This window comes from Clavibacter quasicaliforniensis (assembly GCF_051201715.1).
GTDB lineage: Bacteria > Actinomycetota > Actinomycetes > Actinomycetales > Microbacteriaceae > Clavibacter > Clavibacter seminis.
Map to the genome: position 1 here is coordinate 1137244 of NZ_CP139624.1, position 12689 is coordinate 1149932.

General features: G+C 71.8%; 13 protein-coding genes and 1 tRNA gene. 11 read left to right on the forward strand and 3 right to left on the reverse strand.

The annotated features are described in order from the left end of the window. Positions 1 to 199 precede the first annotated feature (199 nt). Entirely contained in the window at positions 200 to 3025 is a 2826-nt protein-coding gene (secA, locus tag NL142_RS05460) for a preprotein translocase subunit SecA (RefSeq protein WP_435081267.1), read from the forward strand. A gap of 108 nt (positions 3026 to 3133) precedes the next feature. On the opposite strand, the gene NL142_RS05465 is transcribed toward secA, so the two are convergent. Then, positions 3134 to 3430: an Rv3235 family protein gene (locus NL142_RS05465; RefSeq protein ID WP_243667980.1), complete on the reverse strand. Its 297-nt coding sequence runs from the start codon at positions 3428 to 3430 to the stop codon at positions 3134 to 3136. A 482-nt stretch (positions 3431 to 3912) separates the two neighbouring features. On the opposite strand from NL142_RS05465, the gene NL142_RS05470 reads away from it, so the two are divergent. The 4 genes from NL142_RS05470 (at position 3913) to NL142_RS05485 (ending at position 8345) form a co-directional block, all read left to right on the forward strand. Then, complete coding sequence (locus NL142_RS05470; protein WP_104236025.1) at positions 3913 to 4518, forward strand: hypothetical protein; 606 nt, start codon at positions 3913 to 3915, stop codon at positions 4516 to 4518. A gap of 69 nt (positions 4519 to 4587) precedes the next feature. After that, positions 4588 to 5226 carry an SAF domain-containing protein gene (locus tag NL142_RS05475; RefSeq protein ID WP_012037743.1) on the forward strand — a complete coding sequence of 213 codons (639 nt, stop codon included), beginning with the start codon at positions 4588 to 4590 and terminating at the stop codon, positions 5224 to 5226. Positions 5227 to 5228: 2 nt separating this feature from the next. Then, a complete protein-coding gene (locus tag NL142_RS05480) occupies positions 5229 to 6830 on the forward strand; it encodes a CpaE/TadZ family protein (RefSeq protein WP_435081268.1) in 1602 nt (533 codons plus the stop codon). A 9-nt stretch (positions 6831 to 6839) separates the two neighbouring features. Beyond that, a complete protein-coding gene (locus NL142_RS05485; protein WP_435081269.1) occupies positions 6840 to 8345 on the forward strand; it encodes a sensor histidine kinase in 1506 nt (501 codons plus the stop codon). A 93-nt stretch (positions 8346 to 8438) separates the two neighbouring features. On the opposite strand, the gene NL142_RS05490 is transcribed toward NL142_RS05485, so the two are convergent. Next, the gene (locus NL142_RS05490) at positions 8439 to 8687 is read right to left on the reverse strand and encodes a WhiB family transcriptional regulator (protein ID WP_012037746.1); all 249 of its coding nucleotides are present in this window, start codon (positions 8685 to 8687) and stop codon (positions 8439 to 8441) included. Positions 8688 to 8932: 245 nt separating this feature from the next. On the opposite strand from NL142_RS05490, the gene NL142_RS05495 reads away from it, so the two are divergent. Continuing rightward, positions 8933 to 9364, forward strand: a complete 432-nt coding sequence (locus NL142_RS05495) for a hypothetical protein (RefSeq protein ID WP_435081270.1) — start codon at positions 8933 to 8935, stop codon at positions 9362 to 9364. 30 nt (positions 9365 to 9394) lie between these two features. Here NL142_RS05495 and bcp read toward each other — a convergent pair whose 3' ends face one another. After that, on the reverse strand, positions 9395 to 9874 hold the full coding sequence (gene bcp, locus NL142_RS05500; protein WP_435081271.1) for a thioredoxin-dependent thiol peroxidase: 480 nt from the start codon (positions 9872 to 9874) through the stop codon (positions 9395 to 9397). A gap of 154 nt (positions 9875 to 10028) precedes the next feature. Here bcp and NL142_RS05505 point away from each other — a divergent pair. The 5 genes from NL142_RS05505 (at position 10029) to NL142_RS05525 (ending at position 12680) form a co-directional block, all read left to right on the forward strand. Continuing rightward, positions 10029 to 10104, forward strand: a tRNA-Lys gene (locus NL142_RS05505). 272 nt (positions 10105 to 10376) lie between these two features. After that, positions 10377 to 10871, forward strand: a complete 495-nt coding sequence (locus NL142_RS05510; protein ID WP_012298114.1) for a CarD family transcriptional regulator — start codon at positions 10377 to 10379, stop codon at positions 10869 to 10871. Positions 10872 to 10995: 124 nt separating this feature from the next. Next, positions 10996 to 11226 (forward strand): hypothetical protein, encoded by a 231-nt coding sequence (locus tag NL142_RS05515; protein ID WP_194683006.1) that lies wholly within the window; start codon positions 10996 to 10998, stop codon positions 11224 to 11226. Positions 11227 to 11365: 139 nt separating this feature from the next. Next, entirely contained in the window at positions 11366 to 12193 is an 828-nt protein-coding gene (locus NL142_RS05520; RefSeq protein ID WP_435081577.1) for an HNH endonuclease family protein, read from the forward strand. 106 nt (positions 12194 to 12299) lie between these two features. Then, positions 12300 to 12680 (forward strand): DUF3572 family protein, encoded by a 381-nt coding sequence (locus tag NL142_RS05525; RefSeq protein ID WP_435081272.1) that lies wholly within the window; start codon positions 12300 to 12302, stop codon positions 12678 to 12680. The last annotated feature ends 9 nt before the right edge of the window (positions 12681 to 12689 follow it).

Consider the following 12689-nt stretch of genomic DNA (forward strand, 5'->3'; position numbering starts at 1 on the left):
CCACACGTCCTCGCACGAGGCCCCGCGCGCTCCGGCGCGCGGGGCCTCGTGCGTGCCGCGGGCAGCGCAGGTCAGGGCGCTCCCGGGAACGGCACCGGACGAGCCGGTACTATGGCGAAGCTCGTCGGCGGCGACATCCGCGCGCCGTCACGGCGGTCGTCGTCATCCGGCGCCCGCCCATCTACGCAGGGAGACACCGATGGCCTCAGTACTCGAGAAGGTCCTTCGCGTCGGCGAGGGGCGCACGCTCCGCAAGCTGCAGAACTACGCGAAGGCGGTGAACCAGCTCGAGGAGGACTTCACGCACCTCACCGACGAGGAGCTGAAGAACGAGACCGTCGAGCTGCGCGAGCGCCACGCCAACGGCGAGTCCCTCGACGACCTGCTCCCCGAGGCGTTCGCCGCCGTCCGCGAGGCCTCCCGCCGCACGCTCGGCCTCCGCCACTTCGACGTCCAGATCATGGGCGGCGCGGCCCTCCACCTCGGCAACATCGCTGAGATGAAGACCGGCGAGGGCAAGACCCTCGTCGCCACGCTGCCGGCGTACCTCAACGCCATCGCCTCGCGCGGAGTGCACGTCATCACGGTCAACGACTACCTCGCCAGCTACCAGAGCGAGCTCATGGGCCGCGTCTTCCGCGCCCTCGGCATGACCACCGGCGTCATCCTCGCGGGCCAGACCCCGCAGCAGCGCCGTGAGCAGTACGCCGCCGACATCACGTACGGCACGAACAACGAGTTCGGATTCGACTACCTGCGCGACAACATGGCGTGGCAGGCGTCGGACATGGTCCAGCGCGGCCACTTCTTCGCCGTGGTCGACGAGGTCGACTCCATCCTCATCGACGAGGCCCGCACGCCGCTCATCATCTCCGGCCCGTCCGCGGGCGACGCGAACCGCTGGTTCACGGAGTTCGCGACCGTGGCCAAGCGCCTCGTCCCGGAGGTCGACTACGAGGTCGACGAGAAGAAGCGCACGGTCGGCGTCCTCGAGGCGGGCATCGAGAAGGTCGAGGACCACCTCGGCATCGACAACCTGTACGAGTCCGCGAACACCCCGCTCATCTCCTTCCTCAACAACTCGATCAAGGCCAAGGCCCTGTTCAAGAAGGACAAGGACTACGTCGTCATGAACGGCGAGGTCCTCATCGTCGACGAGCACACCGGCCGCATCCTCATGGGCCGCCGGTACAACGAGGGCATCCACCAGGCCATCGAGGCGAAGGAGGGCGTCGCGGTCAAGGCCGAGAACCAGACCCTCGCCACCGTCACGCTGCAGAACTACTTCCGCCTCTACAAGAAGCTCTCGGGCATGACCGGCACGGCCGAGACCGAGGCCGCCGAGTTCATGAGCACCTACAAGCTCGGCGTCGTCCCGATCCCCACGAACCGGCCCATGCAGCGCAAGGACCAGTCCGACCTCATCTACAAGAACGAGAAGGCGAAGTTCGAGCAGGTCGTCGAGGACATCGCCGAGCGCCATGCGGCCGGCCAGCCCGTCCTCGTCGGCACGACGAGCGTCGAGAAGAGCGAGTACCTCTCCAAGCTCCTCGCCAAGAAGGGCGTCCGCCACGAGGTCCTGAACGCGAAGAACCACGCGCGCGAGGCCGCCATCGTCGCCCAGGCCGGGCGCCTCGGATCCGTCACGGTCGCCACCAACATGGCCGGCCGCGGCACCGACATCATGCTCGGCGGCAACGCGGAGTTCCTCGCCGTCGCGGCCATGAACGCGCGCGGGCTGAGCCCCGTCGAGACCTCCGAGCAGTACGAGACCGAGTGGGACGACGTGTTCGCCCAGGTCAAGGCCGAGGTCGACGAGGAGGCCGCGAAGGTCATCGAGGCCGGCGGCCTCTACGTCCTCGGCACCGAGCGCCACGAGTCGCGGCGCATCGACAACCAGCTCCGCGGGCGTTCCGGCCGCCAGGGCGACCCCGGCGAGAGCCGCTTCTACCTGTCGCTCACCGACGACCTCATGCGCCTGTTCAACAACGGCGCCGCCGCCAGCCTCATGGGCCGCGACAGCGTCCCGGACGACGTGGCCATCGAGTCGAAGGTCGTGAGCCGCGCCATCCGCAGCGCCCAGGGCCAGGTGGAGGCGCGGAACGCCGAGATCCGCAAGAACGTCCTGAAGTACGACGACGTCCTCAACCGCCAGCGCGAGGCCATCTACGGCGACCGCCGCCACATCCTCGAGGGCGACGACCTCCAGGAGCGCTCGCAGCGCTTCCTCGAGGCGGTCATCGACGACGTGCTCGACTCCCACATCGGCGAGGGCAACGGCGACGACTGGGACTTCGACGCGCTCTGGACCGAGCTCAAGACGCTGTACCCGATCTCCATCACGATCGACGAGGTCATCACGGAGGCCGGCAGCAAGGGACGCGTCAACCGCGACTTCGTCCGTCGCGAGATCCTCTCCGACGCCAAGCTCGCCTACTCGAAGCGCGAGGAGCAGCTCGGCGAGGCTGCCATGCGCGAGCTCGAGCGTCGCGTGGTGCTCTCGGTCATCGACCGCCGCTGGCGCGAGCACCTCTACGAGATGGACTACCTGAAGGACGGCATCGGACTGCGCGCCATGGCCCAGCGCGACCCGCTGGTCGAGTACCAGCGCGAGGGCTTCGCGCTCTTCCAGCAGATGATGGGCGCCATCCGCGAGGAGACCGTCGGATTCCTGTTCAACCTCGAGGTCGAGGTGCAGTCCCCGGCGGACGCCGAGTCCGTGGGCCCGCGCATCCAGGCCAAGGGTCTCGCCGCGAACCAGGCGACGGCGGACAAGCTCCGGTACACGGCTCCCACGGACGACGGCGGCGTCGAGGTCCGCAACCAGCGCGGCCAGATCGAGAAGGCGGCCACCGCGAAGGCGCAGAAGGACCAGCAGGCGGAGGACGCCGTCCTGGTCGGCGAGGACGAGCCGGAGACCCCGCAGGGCCCGCCCGCCCGCGGCGCCTTCGGCCAGCCGACGGGCGCCTCCTCGTCCGCTCCGCAGAACCGCGAGGAGCGCCGCAAGGCCGATCGGCGCAAGTAGGTCTTCCCGGGCCGACAGGTCTCCTGTCGGCCCGGGGCCATGTCGGCCTCTGGCACGACGAAGGGCGCGCCTCCCGCGGGAGGCGCGCCCTTCGTCGTGCGGTGGTCGCTAGAGGACGTTTATCGCCGTCGCGCGCCAACGGCGGTCGAGCCCCTCGAGCCGGATGGCGACGGCGCGGGCTCGTGCCCGACCGTGGACCACGATGACCGCTTCGATCACGCCGTCTCGGGGGGAGAACGACGTGACCGTGCCGATGGTGAAGACCGGCCGGGTCACCGACTGCCCCTTCGCGCGTCGGGCGCGAGCGCTGAGTACCACGCGCTTGAGGAGGTGGCGGTAGACGTCATCGCTGACCCACCGGGCGATCTGGTCGAGCTCCCGCGCTCCGGCGAGGATCTCGATCACGCAGCGCGTGAGGTTCTCGAGCAGCGGACCCGACGGGGGAGATCCTGGCTGCTGCAAGGCTGGCGCCCGAAGAAGTCGTCGACGTCGAAGCGCTTGCGGACCGTGCCCCGCACGGTGGCGGTCGTCGCAGGTGTCGAACCGGCGGCTCCGCTCGACGCCTGCGCGGGCGCTGATGCGGGCTTCCGAGCACCGGACCGGCGGGTCGGGGCGCCCTCGGCGTTCCCGGCGACGGTGCTCCGGCGGTCAGGGAGATCCTCCCGTGGCACTGCTTCACTCATGCGTCACTCCCATCCCGGTGCTCCCCCCCGATCGGGGGACCACGATGACTGGTCAACTGTGACAGTGCGAGAGGCTCGGCGCACGTCCAGCGCACAAGATGTGGAGAACTGAGAGCGGATCTCAAGGAAGGGACCCAAGGTGACCCGGATGTACGCGTCCTCCCCGACACCCCGCTCGCTTCTCATGCGGCGGTCCAGCGACCGATGAGGTGGGAGAACCTCTTCGACGATCTCGAGGGCCAGTGGGAGACGGCGCGGCTCGCCGAGGAGCGGGACCAGCGCGCCGAGGAGGAGCGCACCCGCGTCGCGCGCACCGTCGTGCGCGACCGCCTGAGGGCGCTCACCTCGGCCGATCAGGCACGGCCGCTGCGCCTGTCGCTGTCGGACGGCACGTGGATCGACCTTCGCGCCAAGGTGCTCGGTCGCGACTGGATGTCGGGTGAGCTGATCGTCCCGGGCGACGCGCCGTCGCGCGAGGAGCGGGCCTGCATCCTCCCGCTCGCCTCCATACACGCGCTCGCCCTGGACCGCGAGCAGGTCCGATCGAGCCTCGCGCCCGTCTCGGAGCTCCCGCCTGAGCGCGGCATCGTCGACCGGATCGGGCTGCCGTTCGTCCTCCGCGACCTCTGTCGGCGCCGTGCCCGAGTCGAGCTGCGGCTCCGTGACGCGGTGGTCGGCGGCACGCTCGACCGCGTCGCCCGCGACCACGTGGACGTCGCGGTCCACGAGGCGGGCACCCCGCGCCGGGAGTCGGCCGTCTCCGGGTACCGGCTGGTGCCCCTCGCGGGGATCGTCCTCGTCCGCGTCTGATCGTCCGCGTCGCAGCAGCATGTGGACAACGCGCGACGCGTCCGCGCGTCGTCCCCGACATTGACCGGCATGCCTCCCACCCCTCGTCCCGCGCGCCCGGCGCGCCGTCCCGTCTGGTCGGATCCCCGCTTCATCGTCGGGCTGGTGATGGTCCTCGTGTCGACCGGCGGAGTGGTGGCGCTCCTGCGCTCCGCGGACTCCTCGGTGGTCGTCATGGCCGCGGGGTCCGCCCTCGACGCGGGGACCACCGTCCATGCCTCGGACCTGGTGCCCGTGCGCGTCCGCATCGACGGCGCCGCCGACCTCTACGTCTCCCCGGACTCCGCCGACGGGCTCGTCGTCACCCGCTTCGTGGGGGCGGGCGAGCTGATCCCGCGGTCGTCGCTCTCCTCCGCGGACGCGCGCACCACCGCGTCGGTCGTCATCCCCACGTCCGCGGGCGCCGACCACCTCGTCGCACCGGGCACCGTGGTCGACATCTGGGCGGCCGCGGCGAAGGGCTCGGGCACGAACGCCTACGACGCGCCGCGGGTCATCGTCTCGGGGGCCACCGTCGCCCAGGTCATCCGGCCCGAGGGCTTCGTCGCGGACCAGGACCACACCCAGGTGCAGCTGACCGTGCCGCGTGAGGACGTGGCGGCGGTCCTCTCATCCACCGACGCACGCGACCAGATGACGCTCGTGCCCGTCGGCGACGCGGGGGCGTGAGCGTGGCCTCCCTCATCCTCGCCCTCCCGCCTCGCGTGGAGGACGCGCTCCTGCGCGACGTCGTCGAGTCCGGGCACACGGTCCTCGCTCGTGTCGCGGGCGCGGCGGACGTGATCGCGGCTGTCCGGGCGACGGCGGCCGACCCCCTGCATCTGGTCATCGCCGCATCCACGACGACGCTCGACCGCGACGTGCTCACGGCGCTCGACGAACGGGGAGCGCGAGCGGTCGCGGTGGCGTCGAGCGAGGCCGACCGTCGCAATGCGCAGTCGCTCGGACACCACGAGGTCGTGGACGAAGGCGCCACATGGCGGGAGATCGAGGAGCTGCTGCTCTCGGGGCGTCCGCTCGGGGCATCCGGCGGGATGGCGTCCGGCGTCCGGCGCGCGGACGCCGTCGCCGCGCACCTGGAGATCGAATCTCCCGAGCGCGTCGGCTCGGGTGATGCGTCCGATCGGGCCAGGCTGGCGGACGCGGGCAGCCGACGGTCCGCACGCGGTCCCGATGGCAGCCCGGATCAGTTCGGCGCCCGGTTCGGAGGCGACGGCTCGTCACGCTCCGGGTGGGGCTCGCGCACGCACGCCGAGCGGGACCGCAGAGGGCGATCGCTGCGAGGCCGTCTCGGGCTCATCAGACGCCCGCGCGTGCCGGCTCCCGTGACCCGCGACGAGGATGCGGACGACACGGTCGCGGGTGGACGGGAACCAGTCGGCCGGGTGATCGCCGTCTGGGGCCCGCAGGGAGCGCCGGGGCGGACCACGACCGCGCTGGCCATCGCCGGCGAGGTCGCGGCGGCGGGTCGATCCGCCGTGCTGGTCGACGCCGACGTCCACGGCGGCACGGTCGCTGCCACGCTCGGACTCCTGGACGAGGCGCCGGGCTTCGCCGCCGCCTGCCGTCTCGCTGCGGCGGACAGCCTCACCGTGGAGGAGCTGGAGCGGATCGCGCAGCACCACCCGTCCACCCGAGCGCCGGGGTTCTCGGTCCTCACGGGCATCTCGCGCCCGGACAGATGGCCGGAGCTCGCGGAGGGGCGGGTCTCCGCCGTGCTGCAGGCGTGCCGTGGTTGGCGCGACTACACCGTGGTCGACACCTCGTTCAACCTGGAGGACGACGAGGAGATCTCGAGCGACATGTTCGCCCCCCGCCGAAACGCCGCCACGCATGCCGTGCTGCGCGGCGCGGACCACGTCGTCGCCGTCGTCTCCGCGGACACGGTCGGCCTCTCGCGCTTCTTCCGCGCGTACGTGCAGCTCCTCGAGATCGTCGACCCGTCGCGGGTCTCGGTGCTCGTCAACCGCGTCCGTCCGAGCGCCGGTGGCTGGGATGCAGCCGGCCAGGTGCGGCGCACCCTCTTCCGGTTCGGGAGCGTGGAGGCCGCGGCCTACGTCCCCGAGGATCGGGAGTCGCTCGACGCCGCGGTGCTCGCCGGCGCCACCCTCCGCGACATCGCGCCGCGGTCTCCGGCTCTCGTCGAGTGGTCGCGGTTCACCCGCACCTCGCTCCTGCCTCCCGAGGACGCGCCACGGCGGGTGCGTCGAGAGGCCGGCTCGAGGCGTCGAGGCGTCGATCGACCGGGGGAGGAGCGCGCCCGGCCCGCATAGGCTGTAGCCGTGTCCACGCTCAGCGATCTCGTGCATGCCCAGGGTCTGTCCTCCGACGCGGACGTCGAGTGGCTGCACCTCCTCGTCGGCGACTGGCAGCTCCTCGCCGACCTGGCGTTCGCGGACATCGTGCTGTGGGTACCGACCATGAGCGGCAGCTTCGTCGCTGTCGCGCACGCCCGGCCGTCGAGCTCGGCCACGCTGTTCTACCGCGACTTCGTCGGGCAGCCCATCAAGGCGGAGTGGCGCAAGCAGGTCACCGACGCGCACGAGACGGCCCGCATCATCGACTCGTCCGCCCCGGACTGGTACGAGGAGACGCCGACCCGCGTGCGGGCGGTGCCGGTGCTGCGTCGACTGGCCCAGGGCAGCCCCGAGGTGACGGACACCCCCATCGCCGTGATCACGCGCCACACCAACCTCAGCGAGACGCGGACTCCGAGCCGCCAGGAGCTGACGTTCAACGAGTGCGCCAACGACCTCTTCGCGATGATCGCCGACGGCGACTTCCCCGACCTCGGCTCGCCGACCGGTCCCCGGCGCGGGGCGCCTCGCGCGTCCGACGGCCTGCTGCGCCTCGACGTGGACGGCATCACGACCTTCGCGAGCCCCAACGCCCTGAGCGCGTTCAACCGCATGGGCTTCTCCGAGGAGCTGGAGGGGGAGTCGCTCGCGGACGCCACGTCCAGCCTCCTCACCGGCAAGCGGCTGACCGTCGACGAGTCGCTTCCTCTGATCGTCGCCGGTCGGGCGCCGTGGCGGACGGACATCGAGTCGCGCGGCGTCACGGTGTCGCTCCGTGCGATCCCGATCCGCAGCCATGGCGAGCGGGTCGGCGCCGTCGTCCTCTGCCGCGACGTGACGGAGCTGCGCCACCAGGAGCGCGAGCTGATCACGAAGGACGCGACGATCCGCGAGATCCACCACCGGGTGAAGAACAACCTGCAGACGGTCGCGAGCCTGCTGCGGATCCAGGCCCGCCGGTCGCACACGGAGGAGGCGCGCGAGGCGCTCGGCCACGCGCAGCGCCGGGTGGGCGCCATCGCCGTGGTGCACGACACGCTCAGCGAGGGGCTGAACCAGAACGTCGACTTCGACGCGGTGTTCGACCGCGTCCTGCTGCTCATCGCCGAGGTCGCCTCCGCGCACAACACGCGTGTGCATCCGAAGATCGTGGGCAGCTTCGGCGTGCTGCCGAGCGCCTATGCCACGCCGCTCGCCCTCGCGCTCACCGAGCTCGTGACAAACGCGGTCGAGCACGGCCTGGCCGGACGCTCGGGCGAGGTGGCCATCGAGGCCGCGCGCACCGAGGAGACCCTCACCGTCAGCGTCCGCGACGACGGCGTGGGGCTGCCCGAGGGCAAGGTCGGGACGGGGCTGGGGACTCAGATCGTGCGGACGCTCATCCAGGGCGAGCTCGGCGGCACGATCGACTGGCACACGCTCATGGGCAGCGGCACCGAGGTGACCATCGAGGTGCCGTTGCGCTGGCTCTCGCCCGTCGCGTCGTCCTGAGACGGAGCCCCGGCCGGTCGGCGAGCCCGGGACGACGAGAGCCGGGCTGCCCGTGGGCGGCCCGGCTCTCGTCGGTGGTGCGTGGTGCGTGCGTCAGCTGGCGCGGCGGGCGCGTGCGGCGCGGCGCTTGAGGGCGCGGCGCTCGTCCTCGCTGAGCCCGCCCCAGACGCCCGAGTCCTGGCCGGTCTCGAGGGCGTACTGCAGGCACATCTCGGTGACGGAGCAGCGGCCGCACACGGCCTTGGCCTTGTCGATCTGGTCGACGGCGGGTCCGGTGTTCCCCACGGGGAAGAACAGCTCGGGGTCCACAGTCAGGCAGGCTGCCTTGTCACGCCAGTCCATAGGGGTGCTCCTCGGGTCGGTACTCGTTGCACGGCAGATCTGCCGCGGGATGGGGGTGGGGCGAGGCGTCCGGGAACCGCATCGGGACGGGGCACGTGGCCCCTCCTCGTGAGATGCTCAGCTTCGGGGATTCGTCCCTTGTAAGCTCGGTTCCGGATCTGCTCACCACCCTGTGAACGAACTCGACCTCGAATATCGTCGCATAGAGCCAACGATCAATCAATAGCTTTGTATGGGAACGTGCTGTGACCGGAACCGGTGATGCCCTCGATCCGCGCGAGTCCGTGGAACCGGCCCGCCGTCCTCCCGCCGTGGTCCTCCTCACGTTGCTCATCGCGCTCGAGGCGCTGGGCATGGTCGGCGTCACCGCTCTCCTCGTCGTCGATCTGCTCACCTCGACGCCGGCGTCGCTGGCCAGCGCTGTCGCGCTCATCGCCCTCGCCGCGCTCGCCGCCGTGTTCCTGGCGGCCGTCGTGCGCGGGATCCTCCGGGGTCGGAGCTGGGTGCGGCCGGCGGCCGTCACCTGGCAGGTGCTGCAGATCGCCGTCGGCGCGGGCAGCCTGCAGGGTGCCGATGCGCGTCAGGACCTCGGGTGGGGCCTCATCGTGCCGTCCGTCCTCGTCGTCGTGCTGCTGTTCACGAGGTCCGTGCTCCTCGCCACGCGCCGACGCGACTGAGTCGAGGAGCACCGCATCCGCGACGGTTCGTCAGGCGTCGACGCCGAGCTTCTTGCGCAGGGACGCCACGTGCCCCGTCGCCTTGACGTTGTAGAGCGGCAGGGCGACGCGTCCCTCGCCGTCCACGACGACCGTGGAGCGGATCACGCCCGTGAGCTTCTTGCCGTAGAGCGACTTCTCGCCGTACGCCGCGTAGGCGCGGTGCACCTCGAGGTCGGGGTCCGACAGGAGCGTGAAGCCGAGGCCCTGCTCCTCTCGGAACCGGGCGAGGTCCTCCTGGGGGTCCTTGGAGATGCCGAGCACGCGGTAGCCGGCGCCCTGGAGGGAGTCCATGCTGTCGCGGAAGTCGCACGCCTGCGTGGTGCACCCGGGGGTCCCTGCCGCGGGATAGAAGTACACGATGACGTCCTGGCCGCGGAGGTCCGAGAGGGTGACGGGCGTGCCGTCCTGGTCGGGGAGGGTGAAGTCGGGGGCGGGCTGCCCCTTCTCGAGGCGGGCGGTCTCGGTCATGGGGGAGCCTCTCGTTCGCGGGTGTCGACGTCCATGCTAGGGCCGTGCGCGCGGGGCCCGATCAGGCGCTCCACGGGGCCGATTCGCGTCCGCCGCGCGCGTGGTGCTAGTGTCATCTCTCGGTCCGGTACCCCGCACGACAGGGTCCTCACCTGCACCTCTAGCTCAATTGGCAGAGCAACTGACTCTTAATCAGTGGGTTCTCGGTTCAAGTCCGAGGGGGTGCACCACACGCTCCGCGTAGGAGCAGCTCGACACCGCGCCACGTGCATCACGCGCGTCCGTGGGCGCGGGAGAACCGTGAGAGAATACCGGTCGGACCATCACCGCGGACGCCCCTAGCGGAGCACCGCGGCGGCCGGTGATCTCGGTGCACCGGCCACGCACCACGGTCACGCCCACGGCGTGCTCCGAGGCGCGGGACGTCGGCGCCCACGCGGCTGTGCATGCGCGTGCGCGACATCTCCGGCACACATCTCGAGGTATCGAAGGACAGCACTGCATGATTTTCGAAGTAGGGGAGACCGTCGTGTACCCCCACCACGGCGCCGCCACGATCACCGCGGTCAAGACCCGCACCATCAAGGGGGTCGACAAGAAGTACATCACCCTCCAGATCCACCAGAGCGAGCTGGTCATCGACGTGCCCGTCGACAACGCCGAGCTCGTCGGGCTGCGCGACGTCATCGACAGCTCCGGCGTGGAGGCCGTGTTCGACGTGCTCCGCGGCGACGTGGAGGAGGAGGCCGGCAACTGGTCTCGTCGCTTCAAGGCCAACACCGAGAAGATGGGCTCCGGCGACGTGCGCCGCGTCAGCGAGGTCGTCCGCGACCTGTGGCGCCGCGACCAGGACTCCGGCGTCTCGGCCGGCGAGAAGCGCATGCTCGCGAAGGCCCGCCAGATCCTCGTCTCGGAGCTCGCGCTCGCGCAGAAGTCCACCGACGAGGAGGCGTCCGTCGTCCTCGACGGCGTCCTGGCGCAGAGCATCTCCGCCTGACCCCTCCCGCCGCGCTCCGCGCGGCGCAGCATCGCCGACGGGCGGTCCCTCGACGACGGGGGACCGCCCGTCTGCGCGTCCGGGCGCCCGTCGATCCGCGTGCCGATCGGCGTAGGGTGCGAGCATGCGCGATCACCCGGAACGACCCGACCACGACGGTCCCCTCGAGCAGAACCCCCTCCAGCCCGCGCGCGGCGGGCTGCGCATCTGGATCTACGTGATCGCCGCCGTCATCGTGATCGCCGTCATCGCGTTCGCGCTCGTGCGCCTGGCGACCGCCGGGCAGAACACGCCGGGACCCTCCTCGCTGGGCACCGTCATCCACCTGGCCGAGGCGGCGCGCGCGCTGATCTGAACCGGTTCCGTCCGGGGACGGGCGGAATTCTCCCGGCGCCTCCTCCCCGCGTCGTCCTCATCGTCCGCGCCCACGGTCCCACCGACGGCGTGGTGACAGCCGCGCTCCTCGTGTACCCATGTCCCGGGACGGGGGCGGCATGGGCGATCGAGGGCGGCGGGGCGATGGCGCAGCGCGAGCTGCTGGGCGGCGCGTGCTCGTCCGGCTCCTGCAGGACAGACGGCAAGCGGTGCGCGCGCTGCTCGCCAGCGCGGCCGCCGTCATCGTGCTCGCCGCGGTGGTCGTGGGGGTGCGCGAGGCGGCCCTCGGACCCGACTCGGGCGGCGGGCATCTCAGCGCGGAGGTCCCTGACGGTGCCGTGGTGCGCGCGCTCGCCGACGCGGGGCTCGTGCGGGACGGCCGCATCGACGTGGCGTCCGCGCGCAGGATGGCCGATGCCGTCCAGGCGGACGGACGCGAGCGCCACCCGCGCTACGACCGCGACGCCTTCGGACCGGCCTGGGCGGACACCGACGGGAACGGCTGCGACCAGCGCGACGACGTGCTCGTCCGGGATCTCGCCCGCGTGGCCTTCGCGCCGTCCGACCCGGGCTGCACGGTGGTCGCTGGGCACCTCGACGACGTGTACACGGGGCACGGCATCGACTTCGCGCGGGGTCCGCGCACGAGCGCGGCCGTGCAGATCGACCACCTCGTGCCGCTGTCCTGGGCGTGGCAGCACGGGGCGTGGTCGTGGTCCGACGAGCGACGCGAGCGCCTCGCCACCGACTTCGACGAGCTGCAGGCGGTGGACGGCCCCACCAACCAGGACAAGTCGGACCAGGGGCCGGGGACGTGGCTGCCGCCGGACGCGGCCTACCGGTGCCTCTACGTCACCCGCTTCGCCTTCGTCGTGAGCAGGTACGGCATGTCGATCGACGACGCGGACCGGGACGCCATCGACCGCGTCCTCGGCGCCTGCTCGTGAGGGCCCCGACCGGTCGGCGTCGGTGCGCGCGCGTACGCTCGGCTCGACGCGGCCGGGCGTCGGCGCGGGCGCGGGGCCCGGGCCGGACGAACCCGAGGGGATCCGCATGTGGAGCAAGCAGAGCGGCGACGCCACCGGCGCGATCAGCCCGGTGCCGGAGCATCCGCACGCCCACCCCGTGCGGGGCGCCTGGCTCGTCCGAGTGGGCGACGGGCCGGCCCTCGGCTGGGTGCTGCGGCATCGGGACGACCTCGCGGCGCCGTTCACCTACGAGGTCTACGCCTGCGGCTTGGGCGCCGACGGGCTGCGGGTGTGGGTCCAGCGGCGGGACAGCCTGAACGCCGCGGTCGCGTGGATCATGCAGCACGACGCCGAGCTGCTGGCCTTCGGGCGGCAGCTCGGGCCGGATCCGGGGCAGCCTGCCACCCGGTCGGACGAGGACGCCGCCGCCTCCGAGGTGGGGGACGGCGGCGTCGGGTCGGGCTGAGGGGCGCCG